12 protein-coding genes are annotated in these 12365 nt (G+C 68.8%); 8 read left to right on the forward strand and 4 right to left on the reverse strand.

The annotated features are described in order from the left end of the window. Position 1: 1 nt before the first annotated feature. Both BN2660_RS01555 and BN2660_RS01560 read right to left on the reverse strand, forming a co-directional pair. Positions 2 to 604, reverse strand: a complete 603-nt coding sequence (locus tag BN2660_RS01555) for a nitrobindin family protein (RefSeq protein ID WP_091226404.1) — start codon at positions 602 to 604, stop codon at positions 2 to 4. A 185-nt stretch (positions 605 to 789) separates the two neighbouring features. Beyond that, a complete protein-coding gene (locus BN2660_RS01560) occupies positions 790 to 1077 on the reverse strand; it encodes a hypothetical protein (protein ID WP_091226406.1) in 288 nt (95 codons plus the stop codon). A gap of 73 nt (positions 1078 to 1150) precedes the next feature. Here BN2660_RS01560 and BN2660_RS01565 point away from each other — a divergent pair, with 73 nt between their 5' ends. The 8 genes from BN2660_RS01565 (at position 1151) to BN2660_RS01600 (ending at position 10392) form a co-directional block, all read left to right on the forward strand. Beyond that, positions 1151 to 1834, forward strand: coding sequence for a winged helix-turn-helix transcriptional regulator (locus tag BN2660_RS01565; protein ID WP_091226408.1), 684 nt, complete (start codon positions 1151 to 1153; stop codon positions 1832 to 1834). 51 nt (positions 1835 to 1885) lie between these two features. Next, a complete protein-coding gene (locus BN2660_RS01570) occupies positions 1886 to 4051 on the forward strand; it encodes an RNA degradosome polyphosphate kinase (protein ID WP_091226411.1) in 2166 nt (721 codons plus the stop codon). Beyond that, the gene (locus tag BN2660_RS01575; protein ID WP_091226414.1) at positions 4048 to 5031 is read left to right on the forward strand and encodes an NUDIX hydrolase; all 984 of its coding nucleotides are present in this window, start codon (positions 4048 to 4050) and stop codon (positions 5029 to 5031) included. Before BN2660_RS01570 ends, BN2660_RS01575 begins: the two co-directional genes overlap by 4 nt. 170 nt (positions 5032 to 5201) lie before the next feature. Then, positions 5202 to 6305 carry a phosphate ABC transporter substrate-binding protein PstS gene (gene pstS / locus BN2660_RS01580; protein WP_091226417.1) on the forward strand — a complete coding sequence of 368 codons (1104 nt, stop codon included), beginning with the start codon at positions 5202 to 5204 and terminating at the stop codon, positions 6303 to 6305. Between the two features lie 140 nt (positions 6306 to 6445). Continuing rightward, the gene (gene pstC, locus BN2660_RS01585; protein WP_091226419.1) at positions 6446 to 7414 is read left to right on the forward strand and encodes a phosphate ABC transporter permease subunit PstC; all 969 of its coding nucleotides are present in this window, start codon (positions 6446 to 6448) and stop codon (positions 7412 to 7414) included. A gap of 1 nt (position 7415) precedes the next feature. Continuing rightward, positions 7416 to 8513 (forward strand): phosphate ABC transporter permease PstA, encoded by a 1098-nt coding sequence (pstA, locus tag BN2660_RS01590; RefSeq protein ID WP_091226421.1) that lies wholly within the window; start codon positions 7416 to 7418, stop codon positions 8511 to 8513. Between the two features lie 36 nt (positions 8514 to 8549). After that, entirely contained in the window at positions 8550 to 9329 is a 780-nt protein-coding gene (gene pstB, locus BN2660_RS01595; RefSeq protein WP_091226424.1) for a phosphate ABC transporter ATP-binding protein PstB, read from the forward strand. 238 nt (positions 9330 to 9567) lie between these two features. After that, on the forward strand, positions 9568 to 10392 hold the full coding sequence (locus tag BN2660_RS01600; RefSeq protein WP_091226426.1) for an endonuclease domain-containing protein: 825 nt from the start codon (positions 9568 to 9570) through the stop codon (positions 10390 to 10392). A 198-nt stretch (positions 10393 to 10590) separates the two neighbouring features. Here BN2660_RS01600 and BN2660_RS01605 read toward each other — a convergent pair whose 3' ends face one another. Continuing rightward, positions 10591 to 11475 (reverse strand): aminodeoxychorismate lyase, encoded by an 885-nt coding sequence (locus tag BN2660_RS01605; RefSeq protein WP_091226429.1) that lies wholly within the window; start codon positions 11473 to 11475, stop codon positions 10591 to 10593. A gap of 200 nt (positions 11476 to 11675) precedes the next feature. Continuing rightward, positions 11676 to 12305, reverse strand: coding sequence for a DNA-directed RNA polymerase subunit beta (locus BN2660_RS01610; protein ID WP_091226431.1), 630 nt, complete (start codon positions 12303 to 12305; stop codon positions 11676 to 11678). Positions 12306 to 12365: the final 60 nt, after the last annotated feature.

Consider the following 12365-nt stretch of genomic DNA (forward strand, 5'->3'; position numbering starts at 1 on the left):
GTCAGACCCTCGCCAGTCGGGCGGACGCGTGCGAGCGCAGCGGGGTGCCGAGGGCGGCGATGTCCCACGCCCACAGCAGGTGCGCGTCGACGAGGCCGTACATGCGCGAAGCGCTGCCGTACTCCTTCGCCCCTGCACCGCGGACCACGGCGTCGGTCGAGATGTCGATGCGGGGGCCGTTGATCTCGCCCAGGTACAACTCGAGCATCCCGTCGGAGTGCGCGACCGAGACCTCCAGCGGGAAGCCTCCGGATGACGCGCGCAGCGCCTCGACGTCGTCGACGCCCCGCTCCTCCGCCTCGGAGACGGGCGGGAGGAGACCCGGACCGGCATCCGCATCCGTCGCCGGCCGGCTGATGCGCCAGAAGCCGGTCTCCGCGACGAGCGGCGTCGCCGTCGAGCCGGCGTCACCGGTGAAGGTGGCGGTCGCGGCGTAGTTCAGGAACGGGCCGCCGTCATGGCTGAAGCTCACGCGATGCGCGAACTCGCCCTGCAGCCGCTCGTCTCCGACGGGGTAGTCGATGACTCCGGTGCCCTCCCACACGCCGATCAGCCACGCCATGGGCGCGAGGTCGGCGGGGAGGTCGGTGGGCAGCTCGAGCACGGTGCGCTCAGCGCTGGCCGCGGAAGAGGTTGCGCAGCACGACGACCGAGACGAAGGCGATCGCGAGGCTCGCCAGGCCCAGGAGGCCGATGTAGAAGAGTTCGAGCGCCATGAGGTCCATGACCTCCACATTACCCCCCGTGCGGAGGGCTGTCTCGCGCGGACGCCCCGCGCGACACGAGGTGTCAGGCGACGAGTGCGGCGAGCGCGAATCCGACCGAGATGACACCCATGAGGAGGAGGGCGCCGATGGCGCTCCCGCCGACGCGGAAGATGAAACCCTGCGTGCGCCCGTACCAGAGCTGCACGGCGAAGGAGAGCAGCACGACGCAGCCGAACGCGACGAGCAACCAAGGGACACGCCACTCCTCCGGCACGAAGATGCCCACGCCGACCGACGCCACGAGTGCGACGCCCCAGACGACGAGGACGCCGACGAGCGCGTTGCGCGGTGCGAGGGCAGGTTGCGTCATGCCTCCATTGTGACCCATCGGCGCCCGGTATCATTGCGGCACGGCGTCCCCCAGCCGTCCGGAAGGAGTGCGTGTGGCCCAGGTCCTGGTGTTGACCAACGCTCCGGTCTCGGAGCAGGTCCTGCCCGCCTTGGAGCTTCTCAGCCACCGCGTGCGCCAGATACCCGCCGAGCCGGCCCAACTCGTCAGCGCGCCCGAGTACGACATCGTGATCGTCGACGGCCGCCTCGACCTCGTCGGCGCCAAGTCGCTGTGCCGCCTCCTGCGCGCCACGGGCCAGGCCGCGCCGCTGCTGCTGGTGGTGACCGAGGGCGGCATGAGCGCGCTCTCCGGCGACTGGGGCATCGACGACGTCCTCCTCGCGACCGCCGGCCCCGCCGAGACGGATGCACGCGTGCGGCTCGCCCTCGCCCGGCGCGACGAGGCGGCCGAGCCCACTCGCGTCCAGGCCTCCGGCGTGTCCATCGACGAGCAGTCCTACTCGGCGAAGCTGCACGGCAGGCCGCTGGACCTCACCTACAAGGAGTTCCAGCTGCTGCACTTCCTCGCGACCCATCCGTCGCGCGTCTTCACGCGGGAGCAGCTGCTCAGCGAGGTCTGGGGATACGACTACTTCGGAGGCACGAGGACGGTCGACGTGCACGTGCGGCGGCTCCGCGCCAAGCTCGGCGACCAGGAGCAGATCATCGGCACCGTGCGCAACGTGGGCTACCGGTTCAACGTGTACGACGACGAGACGATGGCAGCGGCGCGGTAACCGGCGGGTCCGTTCACACGCGCGTCACCTCACGGTGCTTAGATGTACCCCATGATCGATCCCGCTCTCGCCGACGCAGGTCTCGGCGATGCCGAAGACGATGACTTCGATGCCATCGAGTCTCCGGACGCGCTGCTCCCGGACCACCGCTACCTCGATCGCGAGCTGAGCTGGCTCGCGTTCAACCAGCGGGTGCTCGAGCTCGCGGAGGATCCGTCGCTGCCGGAGCTCGAGCGGGCGAACTTCCTCGCCATCTTCGCCAGCAACCTCGACGAGTTCTTCATGGTGCGCGTCGCCGGCCTCAAGCGCCGCATCGTGACGGGCCTCGCCGTGCCGACGAACATCGGCCGCTCCCCCGTCGACGCCCTCGCCGACATCTCCCGCGAGGCGCACGCGCTGCAGCTCCGCCACGCGGACGCATGGACCTCGCTCGTGCGTCCCGCCCTCGCCGACGCCGGCATCGAGATCACCGAGTGGTCGGAGCTCACCGACGACGAGCGGGCCAAGCTCTCGGACTACTTCGGCGCCCAGGTCTTCCCCGTGCTGATGCCGCTGGCGGTCGACCCCGCTCACCCGTTCCCCTACATCTCGGGTCTGTCGCTGAACCTGGCCATCCGCATCCGCAACGCGCGCACCGGACGCCAGGAGTTCGCGCGTCTCAAGGTGCCGCCCATGCTGCCGCGGTTCGTCGAGGTCCCCGGCAGCGGCGAGATCAAGCGCTTCCTCCGCCTCGAGGAGCTCATCGCCAACCACCTCGGCGATCTGTTCCCCGGCATGGAGGTGCTCGACCACCACGCCTTCCGCCTCACCCGCAACGAGGACGTGGAGATCGAGGAGGACGAGAGCGAGAACCTCATCCAGGCGCTCGAGGCCGAGCTCCTGCGCCGCCGATTCGGCCCGCCCATCCGCCTCGAGATCACCGACGACATGGACGAGGTCACGATGGACCTCCTCGTGCGCGAGCTGGACATCACCGACCTCGAGGTCTACCGGCTCCCCGGCCCGCTCGATCTGCGCGGACTGTTCGACCTCTCGCGCATCGACCGGCCCGACCTGCGGTATCCCCCGCACCTGCCCACGACGGCCGTGGCGTTCCAGCCGACGGGCAGCAACAGCAGGGCCGACATCTTCAAGGCCATCCGCAAGTCGGACGTGCTGGTGCACCACCCGTACGAGTCGTTCACGACGAGCGTCGTGGCGTTCCTCCAGCAGGCGGCCCGCGACCCGCACGTGCTCGCCATCAAGCAGACGCTGTACCGCACGTCCGGCGACAGCCCCATCGTGGAGGCGCTGATCGACGCCGCCGAGGCGGGCAAGCAGGTCCTCGCCCTGGTCGAGGTCAAGGCCCGGTTCGACGAGGCGAACAACATCGTGTGGGCGCGCAAGCTCGAGAAGGCCGGCGTGCACGTCGTCTACGGCCTGGTCGGACTCAAGACGCATTGCAAGCTCGCGCTCGTGATCCGCGAGGAGGACGGCGTGCTGCGCCACTACTCGCACATCGGGACGGGAAACTACAACCCGAAGACCAGCCGCATCTACGAGGACTTCGGCCTGTTCACCACCGACCCCCAGGTCGGCAAGGACCTCACCCGCCTGTTCAACGAGCTCAGCGGCTACGCCATCGAGAAGAAGTTCAAGCGCCTCCTCGTCGCGCCGCTGCATCTGCGCAAGGGCCTCGTGCGGCAGATCGACCACGAGCGCCGCAACGCCGAGGACGGCAAGCCCGCCAGCATCCGCATCAAGGTCAACTCGATGGTCGACGAAGAGGTCATCGACGCCCTGTACCGCGCGAGCGCCGCCGGGGTGAAGGTCGACGTGTGGGTGCGTGGCATCTGCAGCCTGCGCACCGACCTCGAAGGCATCAGCGACAACATCACCGTGCGCAGCATCCTCGGCCGGTATCTCGAGCACTCGCGCATCTTCGCGTTCCACAACGACGGCGACCCGCAGGTCTACATCGGCAGCGCCGACATGATGCACCGCAACCTCGACCGTCGCGTCGAGGCGCTCGTGCGGGTCACCGACCCGAACCACCTCAAGGATCTGCTCGCGTTCTTCGACCTCGCCATGGACCCCGGGACGACCTCATGGCACCTGGGCGCGGAGGGCGTGTGGACGCGGCACGCCGAGGACGCCGACGGCAAGCCGCTCGTCGACCTGCAGGACAAGACGATGGGGTTGATCCAACGACGCCGTCGCGCACGGGCGGTTCGATGACCCGGGCGCAGGCGCAGAGCAAGGACGCGACGCGGTCGAAGTGGACGGACAAGGCCGTCTACGCGGCGGGCGCCGTCGTCTGGCGTCTCGTCGACGGCAAGCTGCGCGTTCTGCTGATCCACCGCACCAAGTACCGCGACATCACGCTGCCCAAGGGCAAGGTCGACCCCGGTGAGATGCTCGCCGAGACCGCCGTGCGCGAGGTGCACGAGGAGACCGGCATCCGCGTCACCCTCGGCGTGCCGGTCGGGGTGAGCCGCTATCACCTGCCGTCGAGCAAGCAGAAGGTCGTGCACTACTGGGCGGCCGAGGCCACCGCGGACGCGATCCGCGAGTCCACCTTCGTCCCCAACCGCGAGATCGCGGCGGTCGAGTGGGTGAGCGTGAGCAAGGCGCGATCGCGGCTCAGCTATCCGGTCGACCTCGAGATCCTCGACTTCTTCGCGAATCTTGTCGACGACGGCGTGCTGCGCACCTTCCCCGTGATCGCGCTGCGGCATGCGAAGGCGCTGTCCCGCTCCGACTGGGACGGGGCGGATGCCGCGCGGCCGCTGACCGATCGCGGCCTGCGCCAGGCCGAGTCGATCGTCGGACCACTCCGTGCGTTCGGCGTGCGGCGGATCGTGACGAGCGATGCCGTCCGCTGCGTCCAGACCGTGAAGCCGCTGGCGAAGGCGCTCGATCGCAAGACCGTGAAGACCCCCAAGATCAGTCAGGATGCCTGGGAGGACGACGAAGACGATCTGCGGTCCGTCATCGGGCGTCGCGTCCGCTCCGGCAAGCCCGCGGTGATCTGCAGCCACGGCCCGGTGCTGCCCGGCATCCTCTCGGAGATCGCCCTCGCGACCGGCACGATCCAGGGGTCGTACGTCGCGGCGGCCGCCGACCTCGAGCCTGCCGCATTCTCCGTCGTGCATCTGTCGGCGACGAATCCCGGATCCGGGATCATCGCGATCGAGACCCATATCCCGAAGGTCTGAGCGAGCTCCCGAGGCCCGTCGAGGCCCAGGATATCGCGGGTGCCGCCCCAGAGAGACGCGCGCCGTTCACCTTCCGTTCACCTGCGCGGGAGAGTCTCGTTAACCGCCGCACCTAGCGTCACTGTGTGCCCTGCACCGGGCCCCACCCATCCATGATCGAAGGATCCACAGTGAAGATCTCCCGAATCGCACGTATCGGCGCCATCGGCGCCGTCGCCGCCCTCGCACTCGCAGGCTGTGCCGCGAACGAAGGCGGCAACGCCGGCGGCTCGACCGAGCCGTCCGACTCCACGCTCTCCGGCAGCCTCGACGCCACGGGCGCGTCCTCGCAGGAGGCCGCTCAGCAGTCCTGGGTCGCCGCGTTCCAGACGGCCAACCCCGACGTCACCATCAACTACACCGCGACCGGCTCCGGCACGGGTCGCGAGAACTTCATCGCGGGCTCGTCGAACTTCATCGGCTCCGACCGCGCCTTCGACGCCGAGGAGCTCGAGGCCGGCGGCTTCGGCTCCTGCGCCTCCGACGAGATCGTCGAGATCCCGGTCTACATCTCCCCGGTCGCCGTCGCCTTCAACCTCGAGGGCATCGACGAGCTGAACCTCGACGGTGCGACCCTCGCGGGAATCTTCTCGGGCACGATCACCAAGTGGAACGACCCGGCCATCGCCGACCAGAACGAGGGCGTCGCGCTCCCGGACCAGGCGATCGTCCCCGTGCACCGCGCAGACGCGTCGGGCACGCAGGAGACCTTCACGAAGTACCTCAGCGCCGTCGCCCCCGACGTGTGGACCTACGAGGCCAGCGACGAGTGGCCGCTCTCGACCGGTGAGGCCGGCGACGGCACCTCGGGCGTCGTCGACGCGATCACCAACGGCTCGGGCTACATCGGCTTCGCCGACGCGTCGCGCACCGCAGAGCTCGGTCAGGTCGCCGTCGAGGTCGAGGGCGAGTACGTCGCCTACTCCGCAGAGGCAGCAGCCGCGCTCGTCGAGGCATCGCCGCTCGAGGAGGGCCGTTCCGACCACGACCTCGCGTTCGCCGTCGACCCGGCCGCCGCACCCGCCGGCTCGTACCCGATCGCGCTCGTCTCCTACCTCATCGGCTGCGTCGAGTACGACGACGCCGAGACCGCAGGTCTGGTGAAGGCGTACTTCGAGTACGTCGCATCGGCCGAGGGCCAGGACGCGTCGGCTGAGGCCGCCGGCAGCGCCCCGATCTCGGACAGCCTGCGCGACCAGATCAACACCGCGATCTCCGCGATCGTCACGGAGTGACCGCGCGCTCAGCCATCCGCTGAGCTCCGGTCCCCCGACGCCCCCGGCGGTGTCGGTCGACAGGACTCGACCGACACCCCCGGGGGCACCCGCATGAAATCCCCCGTACGCCCCTCAGAGCACACCGTGGAGCCGCTCAGATGACCACCACCACAACGGGTCCCGACACCACCCGTTCCCCCGGGTCGCGCCCCGCGCTGCGTCGTCGGGGCGACCTCGTCTTCTCCGGCACCGCGCTCGCGGCGGGAATCACCATCCTCGTCACGCTCGCGGCCGTCGCCATCTTCCTCATCGTGCAGGCGATCCCGGCGCTGTCGTCGGACACCTCGAACAACCACATCCTCGAGGGCGAGTCGTTCCTCTCCTGGGTCTGGCCTTTCGTGTTCGGAACCCTGTGGTCGAGCTTCATCGCCCTGGTGATCGCCGCCCCCATCGCCATCGGCATCGCGCTCTTCATCTCGCACTACGCCCCTCGTCGACTCGCCGGCGTCCTCGGCTACATCATCGACCTGCTGGCCGCCGTGCCGTCGGTCGTCTTCGGCCTCTGGGGTGCTCTCACCTTCGCTCCGATGCTCGTGCCCTTCTACAAGTGGCTCAACGAGAACCTCGGCTGGATCCCGCTCTTCAGCGGCACCCCCTCCGGCACCGGAAAGACGATCCTCACGGCATCCCTCGTGCTTGCGGTGATGATCCTGCCGATCATGACCGCCATCTGCCGCGAGGTCTTCCTGCAGACCCCGAAGCTCCACGAGGAGGCAGCCCTCGCACTCGGCGCCACGCGCTGGGAGATGGTGCGGATGGCCGTCCTCCCCTTCGCACGCAGCGGAATGGTGTCGGGCGCCATGCTCGGCCTCGGCCGCGCACTCGGCGAGACGATGGCCGTGACCCTTGTGCTCTCGCCGCTCGGGATCGTCACCTTCAACCTCATCAACCCGGAGAATCCGACGACGATCCCCGCGATCATCGCCCTGCGCTTCCCCGAGGCCCACGACGAGGGTGTCAACACGCTCATCGCGGCAGGTCTGATCCTGTTCATCGTGACCTTCGCGGTCAACTTCATCGCCCGCTGGATCGTCTCGCGTCGCGCCGAGTTCTCGGGAGCCAACTGACATGACCGCCACGCTCACCCCCACGCCGGTCGCTCAGACCACGCACACCACCTCGGCAGGGCACCTCCCGAAGTGGGCCCCCTGGGCTCTCCTGCTGGTCGCCTTCGTCGTGTCGGCGACGATCTTCGCCTTCATGAACGCCGGGGGCGACCCGGCCGACTTCAACATCGCGCTCACGCTCGTCGTCGGCCTGCTGTTCTACATGGTCCTGATCTTCGTGATCTCCTCGGTGATCGAGAGCCGTCGACACGCGACCGACCGCCTGATGACCGCCCTGGTGTCCGGCGCCTTCGTCGTCGCGCTCCTCCCCCTCATCTCGCTGCTCTACACGGTCGTCATCAACGGCCTGGCGCGATTCGACGGCGAGTTCTTCAGCTTCTCGATGCGCAACATCGTGGGCGAGGGCGGCGGAGCGATCCACGCGGTCTGGGGCACGCTGCTCATCACCCTCGGCGCGACGATCATCTCCGTGCCGATCGGTCTCATGACCTCGATCTACCTGGTCGAGTACGGCGAGGGCCGCAGGCTCGCGCGCGGCATCACGTTCCTCGTCGACGTCATGACCGGCATCCCCTCGATCGTCGCCGGTCTGTTCATCTACTCGGTGTTCGCCCTCATCGTCGGGCCCGGAACCCGCATGGGCATCATGGGCTCGCTCGCGCTCTCGGTTCTGATGATCCCGGTCGTCGTGCGCGGGTCCGAAGAGCTCCTCCGCATCGTTCCGAACGAGCTCCGCGAGGCGGCCTACGCACTCGGTGTCCCGAAGTGGCTGACGATCATCAAGGTCGTCCTGCCCACCGCGATCGCGGGCATCACGACCTCGATCATGCTCGCGATCTCGCGCGTGATCGGTGAGACGGCGCCCCTGCTGCTCACCGTCGGCATCGTGCAGGGCATGAACACGAACATGTTCAGCGGGCAGATGGCGACATTGCCGGTGTTCTCCTACATGCAGGCCAAGTACCCGGGCATCCCGGTCGAGGCGTATCTCGACCGCGCCTGGGCCTCGGCCCTCACGCTCATCGTGATCGTGATGGTCCTGAACCTGCTCGCCCGCGTCATCGCCAAGGTGTTCGCGCCCAAGACAAACGGCCGCTGAGCGCGCCGCAACCCGAATCGACAAGAAGGATCTCCCGTGTCCAAGAGCATCGAAGTCAACGACCTCAACGTCTACTACAGCGACTTCCTCGCCGTCGAAGGCGTCAGCATCGACATCAAGCCCAACACCGTGACGGCATTCATCGGCCCGTCGGGCTGCGGCAAGTCGACCTTCCTCCGCACCCTCAACCGCATGCACGAGGTCATCCCCGGCGCACGCGTCGAGGGTGAGGTGCTGATCGACGGCAAGAACCTCTATGGCGCCAGCGTTGACCCGGTGCTCGTGCGGCGCCAGGTCGGCATGGTGTTCCAGCGCCCGAACCCGTTCCCGACGATGTCGATCAAGGAGAACGTGCTCGCCGGCGTGAAGCTGAACAACACGCGCATGGCGAAGAGCGACCAGGACGCGCTCGTCGAGAAGTCGCTCCGCGGCGCGAACCTCTGGAACGAGGTCAAGGACCGTCTCGACAAGCCGGGCTCCGGCCTCTCCGGCGGTCAGCAGCAGCGTCTGTGCATCGCCCGTGCGATCGCCGTCTCCCCCGACGTGATCCTCATGGACGAGCCCTGCTCAGCGCTCGACCCGATCTCGACCTTCGCGATCGAGGAGCTCATCGCCGAGATCAAGACCCAGTACACGGTCGTCATCGTGACCCACAACATGCAGCAGGCGAGCCGCGTCTCCGACCGGACGGCGTTCTTCAACATCGCCGGCACCGGCAAGCCGGGCAAGCTCATCGAGTACGACGACACGTCCACGATCTTCACCACCCCGTCGGTGCAGGCCACCGAGGACTACGTCTCGGGACGCTTCGGGTAAGCATCCGCCCGGGGCCCTTGGTTCGGCCCGGTTCCGGCTCTCCGCGCACAGCTTCGGAGACCACCCCGCGAAACGCCGTGTGAACGTCATGTTCCACGGCGTTTCGTCGTCGTGGTCCGAAGCTGTGCGCGCCGCGGGTCCCGCCACTGACTCTGCACGGGGGTCTCAATCCGTCGGTCGTCCACGGTTCGCGGTCTTACGCGACTGGTCGGGTGCACGCGGACCCCATCCTGGAGCGATGTGTCGCTCCGGAGTGGTCGAGGTATGGACGTGGCGCGAGCTCAGGTCGACGAGCTCTCGCGGCCGTCTCGAAGAGCGGATGCGGCGGGGCGAGCTCCGTCGCATCCGACGAGGGGTGTACGCGGCGGCGACCGCGTGCACGATCGCCATCCGCGCGGCGGAACACGGTGGCGCGCCCGCCTGCGAGTCCGCGGCGCGACACCTCGGCATCTGGGTCCTCGACGCGCCGGGCCTCCACGTCTGGCTGCGACCCGACCGACACCATCAGGCATCGAGAAGCCAGGACTGCGACTGCATCCGCCACTGGGACGCAGGATCATCAGCCGCGGCGTTCGCCCTCCCCTCCGTGCAGCGCATCCTCGTGCAGATCTATCGGTGCAGGGGCGCCGAGCCCTTCTTCGTCGCACTCGAGTCGGCACGGCGACTCGGCCTGATCTCTCGCCCGGCCCTGCGGTCGCTGAGACGAACGCTGGATGAGAGAGGCAAGGACCTCGTCGACTTCTCTCGCTCGGACGCGGACAGCGGGCTCGAGTCGCTCGTGCGGCTCCGCGTACGGAAGTTCGGCTGGAGCGTCCGCACCCAGGTTCGAGTGGTGGGCACGGGCGCGGTGGACCTCCTCATCGACGGCTGGCTCATCGTCGAGACGGACGGACGGCAGAATCACGAGGAGCCGGCTCATCGTCATCGTGACCTGATGAGGGACGCGACGGCAGCGTCGTGGGGTCACGTCTCACTGCGGTTCGACTACGCGATGGTTGTCCATGACTGGGACATCGTCGAACGGGCGATCGTCGCGATGATGGCGCTCATGCCTCGGGCATGACCGACCGCACGATCGTCTGCACGCATTGGCGCGCACAGCTTCGGAGCTCACACGTCGACACGCCGGCACGAGGAGCCGACACGCCGGGAGCGGGGCCCCGACTCCGAAGCTGTGCTCCGGCCGGGGGTCGGGATCGGGGGACGGAGGACGGGGGTCGGGGGACGGGGGTGGGGGTCGGGGTCGGGGACGGGGGACGGGTCAGTCGCGCGGAGACAGCAGGTACTGGTTGAGCTCGGCGGTGAACGCCGCGTCGACGGGCAGGGCGGCGCCGTCCACGCTGGTGATGGGGGCCGCGAGACGGACGCTCGACACCAGCCACGCGGCATCCGCCGTGGTGAGATCGGATGCCGGGACCTGCGCGTATGCGGCATCGAAACCTCGCGCGGCGAGATGCTCGTACACGCTCAGCTGCGTCGTGCCGTGCAGGATGCCGCCGTTCGGCGCGGGGGTGACGAAGCGGTCGCCGAAGCGCAGGATGAGCGATGCCGTCGGAGCCTCGAGCACGAAGCCGTCGCGCGAGAGGAAGATCGCGTCGTCGGCGCCCCGGCGATGCGCCTCGCGGAGCGCCGCCATGTTGACGGCGTATGAGAGGGTCTTGGCGCCCAGCAGCAGCCAGGGCGCCCGTTCGGCGATGTCCAGGTCATAGCCCCGGTCGAGGGTCACGACGCGCACGCCGTTCGTGCGGACCGCGGAGAAGTCGGATGCCGGTGCCACCGTCACCCATGCCGTCGGCGTCGGGCCGTGCTCGACGCCTCGGCTGAGGATGAGCTTGATGACGTACTCGCCCTCGCCGCAGTCCGCGGCGGCCCGGTCGACCGCCTGATGCCACTGAGCCTGGTTCGGGACGGGCAGATCGCACAGCCGAGCCGAGTGGGCGAGCCGTTCGAGGTGCGGAACCACCTCCTGCGCGTGCCGATCGACGACGCCGATGGACTCGAACACACCGTCGCCGCGCTGGGTGCTCAGCTCGCCGACGCTGAGCGCGGGGGCCGCTGCGTCGACACGCGTGAAGCTGTCGGAGAAGTCGTCTCGGACGGCATCCGACGTGGCTGGGTCGATCATGAGGGCGAAACGGCGGGTCATGCACAGAGCCTACGACGCCGGGAATAGCCACAGCGGTATCGCGTTACAATGGAGTGGCCGGGCCGCATAACCCCGGGCTCCATTTTTCGCCGCTGCGAGCGGCCTTCCGCCGAGAGGCGTTCTTGCGGCCCGGTCTTCTCATGTCCGGCAGCACGCCGCCCGGGTTCAGGCGTGAACGTCCCCGCGCGCAGAGACCGCGTTCAGGCGAGAGCGCCGGCCCGCCACAGCACGGCCGAGGCCGACAGGTCTTGCGCGTAGCTGCTGAGTCGCAGCGCCCTCGTCGTCAGCTCGCTCCCCCTGGCGGGTTCCGTGTTCTCGTAATCGTCGGCTGTGTGCGTGGCGCCCGAGGCCTGCACCCGGCAGAATGCCGCCGCACGGTCGAGGGCGACGGCGAAGTCGCCGCGGAACGCACCGCGGAGGATCGTGTCGATGAGCACGACGAGCTCCTCCGGATTGGCGGGAATGGGTGCGCCGGCGATCACCACATCGGCCGAGGCCAGCTCGACCCGTCCGCGCTCGTACAGCAGGGCGGCGGTCTGCGGATCGGCATGGATGGCGAGCTGCAGCAGATACAGCCTCCACAGGGCGCCCGGAAGGGTGCGTGACGGCGCCTTCGACCACAGCTCGGCGATCTCGTCGATGCCGTGCTCGGCGGTGAACGCCACCAGCCGCTCGGCGCTGACGCCGCTCTCGTCGGCGCGCACACGGGTGAGAAGAGCGGATGCCGTCGCGTGCGCCACCCGTGTCTCCTCCGCCGGATCGTGAGTGCCGACGATGTTGTCGAAGGCACTGGTGGGGCGGCGCACAGGGCGGGAGAACTGCTCGGGCATCACACCAGGGTACGCGTCGCGACCGACATCGGGGCGCGGTCTCCACACCTCGACCGGTGT

The organism is Microbacterium sp. 3J1, from assembly GCF_001049495.1.
In the GTDB taxonomy this organism is placed as follows: domain Bacteria; phylum Actinomycetota; class Actinomycetes; order Actinomycetales; family Microbacteriaceae; genus Microbacterium.

Coding starts and splice junctions, on each gene's coding strand:
- BN2660_RS01560 (WP_091226406.1), bottom strand. CDS start 1,077: ATGACGCAACCTGCCCTCGCACCGCGCAACGCGCTCGTCGGCGTCCTC.
- BN2660_RS01570 (WP_091226411.1), top strand. CDS start 1,886: ATGATCGATCCCGCTCTCGCCGACGCAGGTCTCGGCGATGCCGAAGAC.
- BN2660_RS01575 (WP_091226414.1), top strand. CDS start 4,048: ATGACCCGGGCGCAGGCGCAGAGCAAGGACGCGACGCGGTCGAAGTGG.
- pstC (WP_091226419.1), top strand. CDS start 6,446: ATGACCACCACCACAACGGGTCCCGACACCACCCGTTCCCCCGGGTCG.
- pstA (WP_091226421.1), top strand. CDS start 7,416: ATGACCGCCACGCTCACCCCCACGCCGGTCGCTCAGACCACGCACACC.
- BN2660_RS01600 (WP_091226426.1), top strand. CDS start 9,568: ATGTGTCGCTCCGGAGTGGTCGAGGTATGGACGTGGCGCGAGCTCAGG.
- BN2660_RS01605 (WP_091226429.1), bottom strand. CDS start 11,475: ATGACCCGCCGTTTCGCCCTCATGATCGACCCAGCCACGTCGGATGCC.
- BN2660_RS01610 (WP_091226431.1), bottom strand. CDS start 12,305: ATGCCCGAGCAGTTCTCCCGCCCTGTGCGCCGCCCCACCAGTGCCTTC.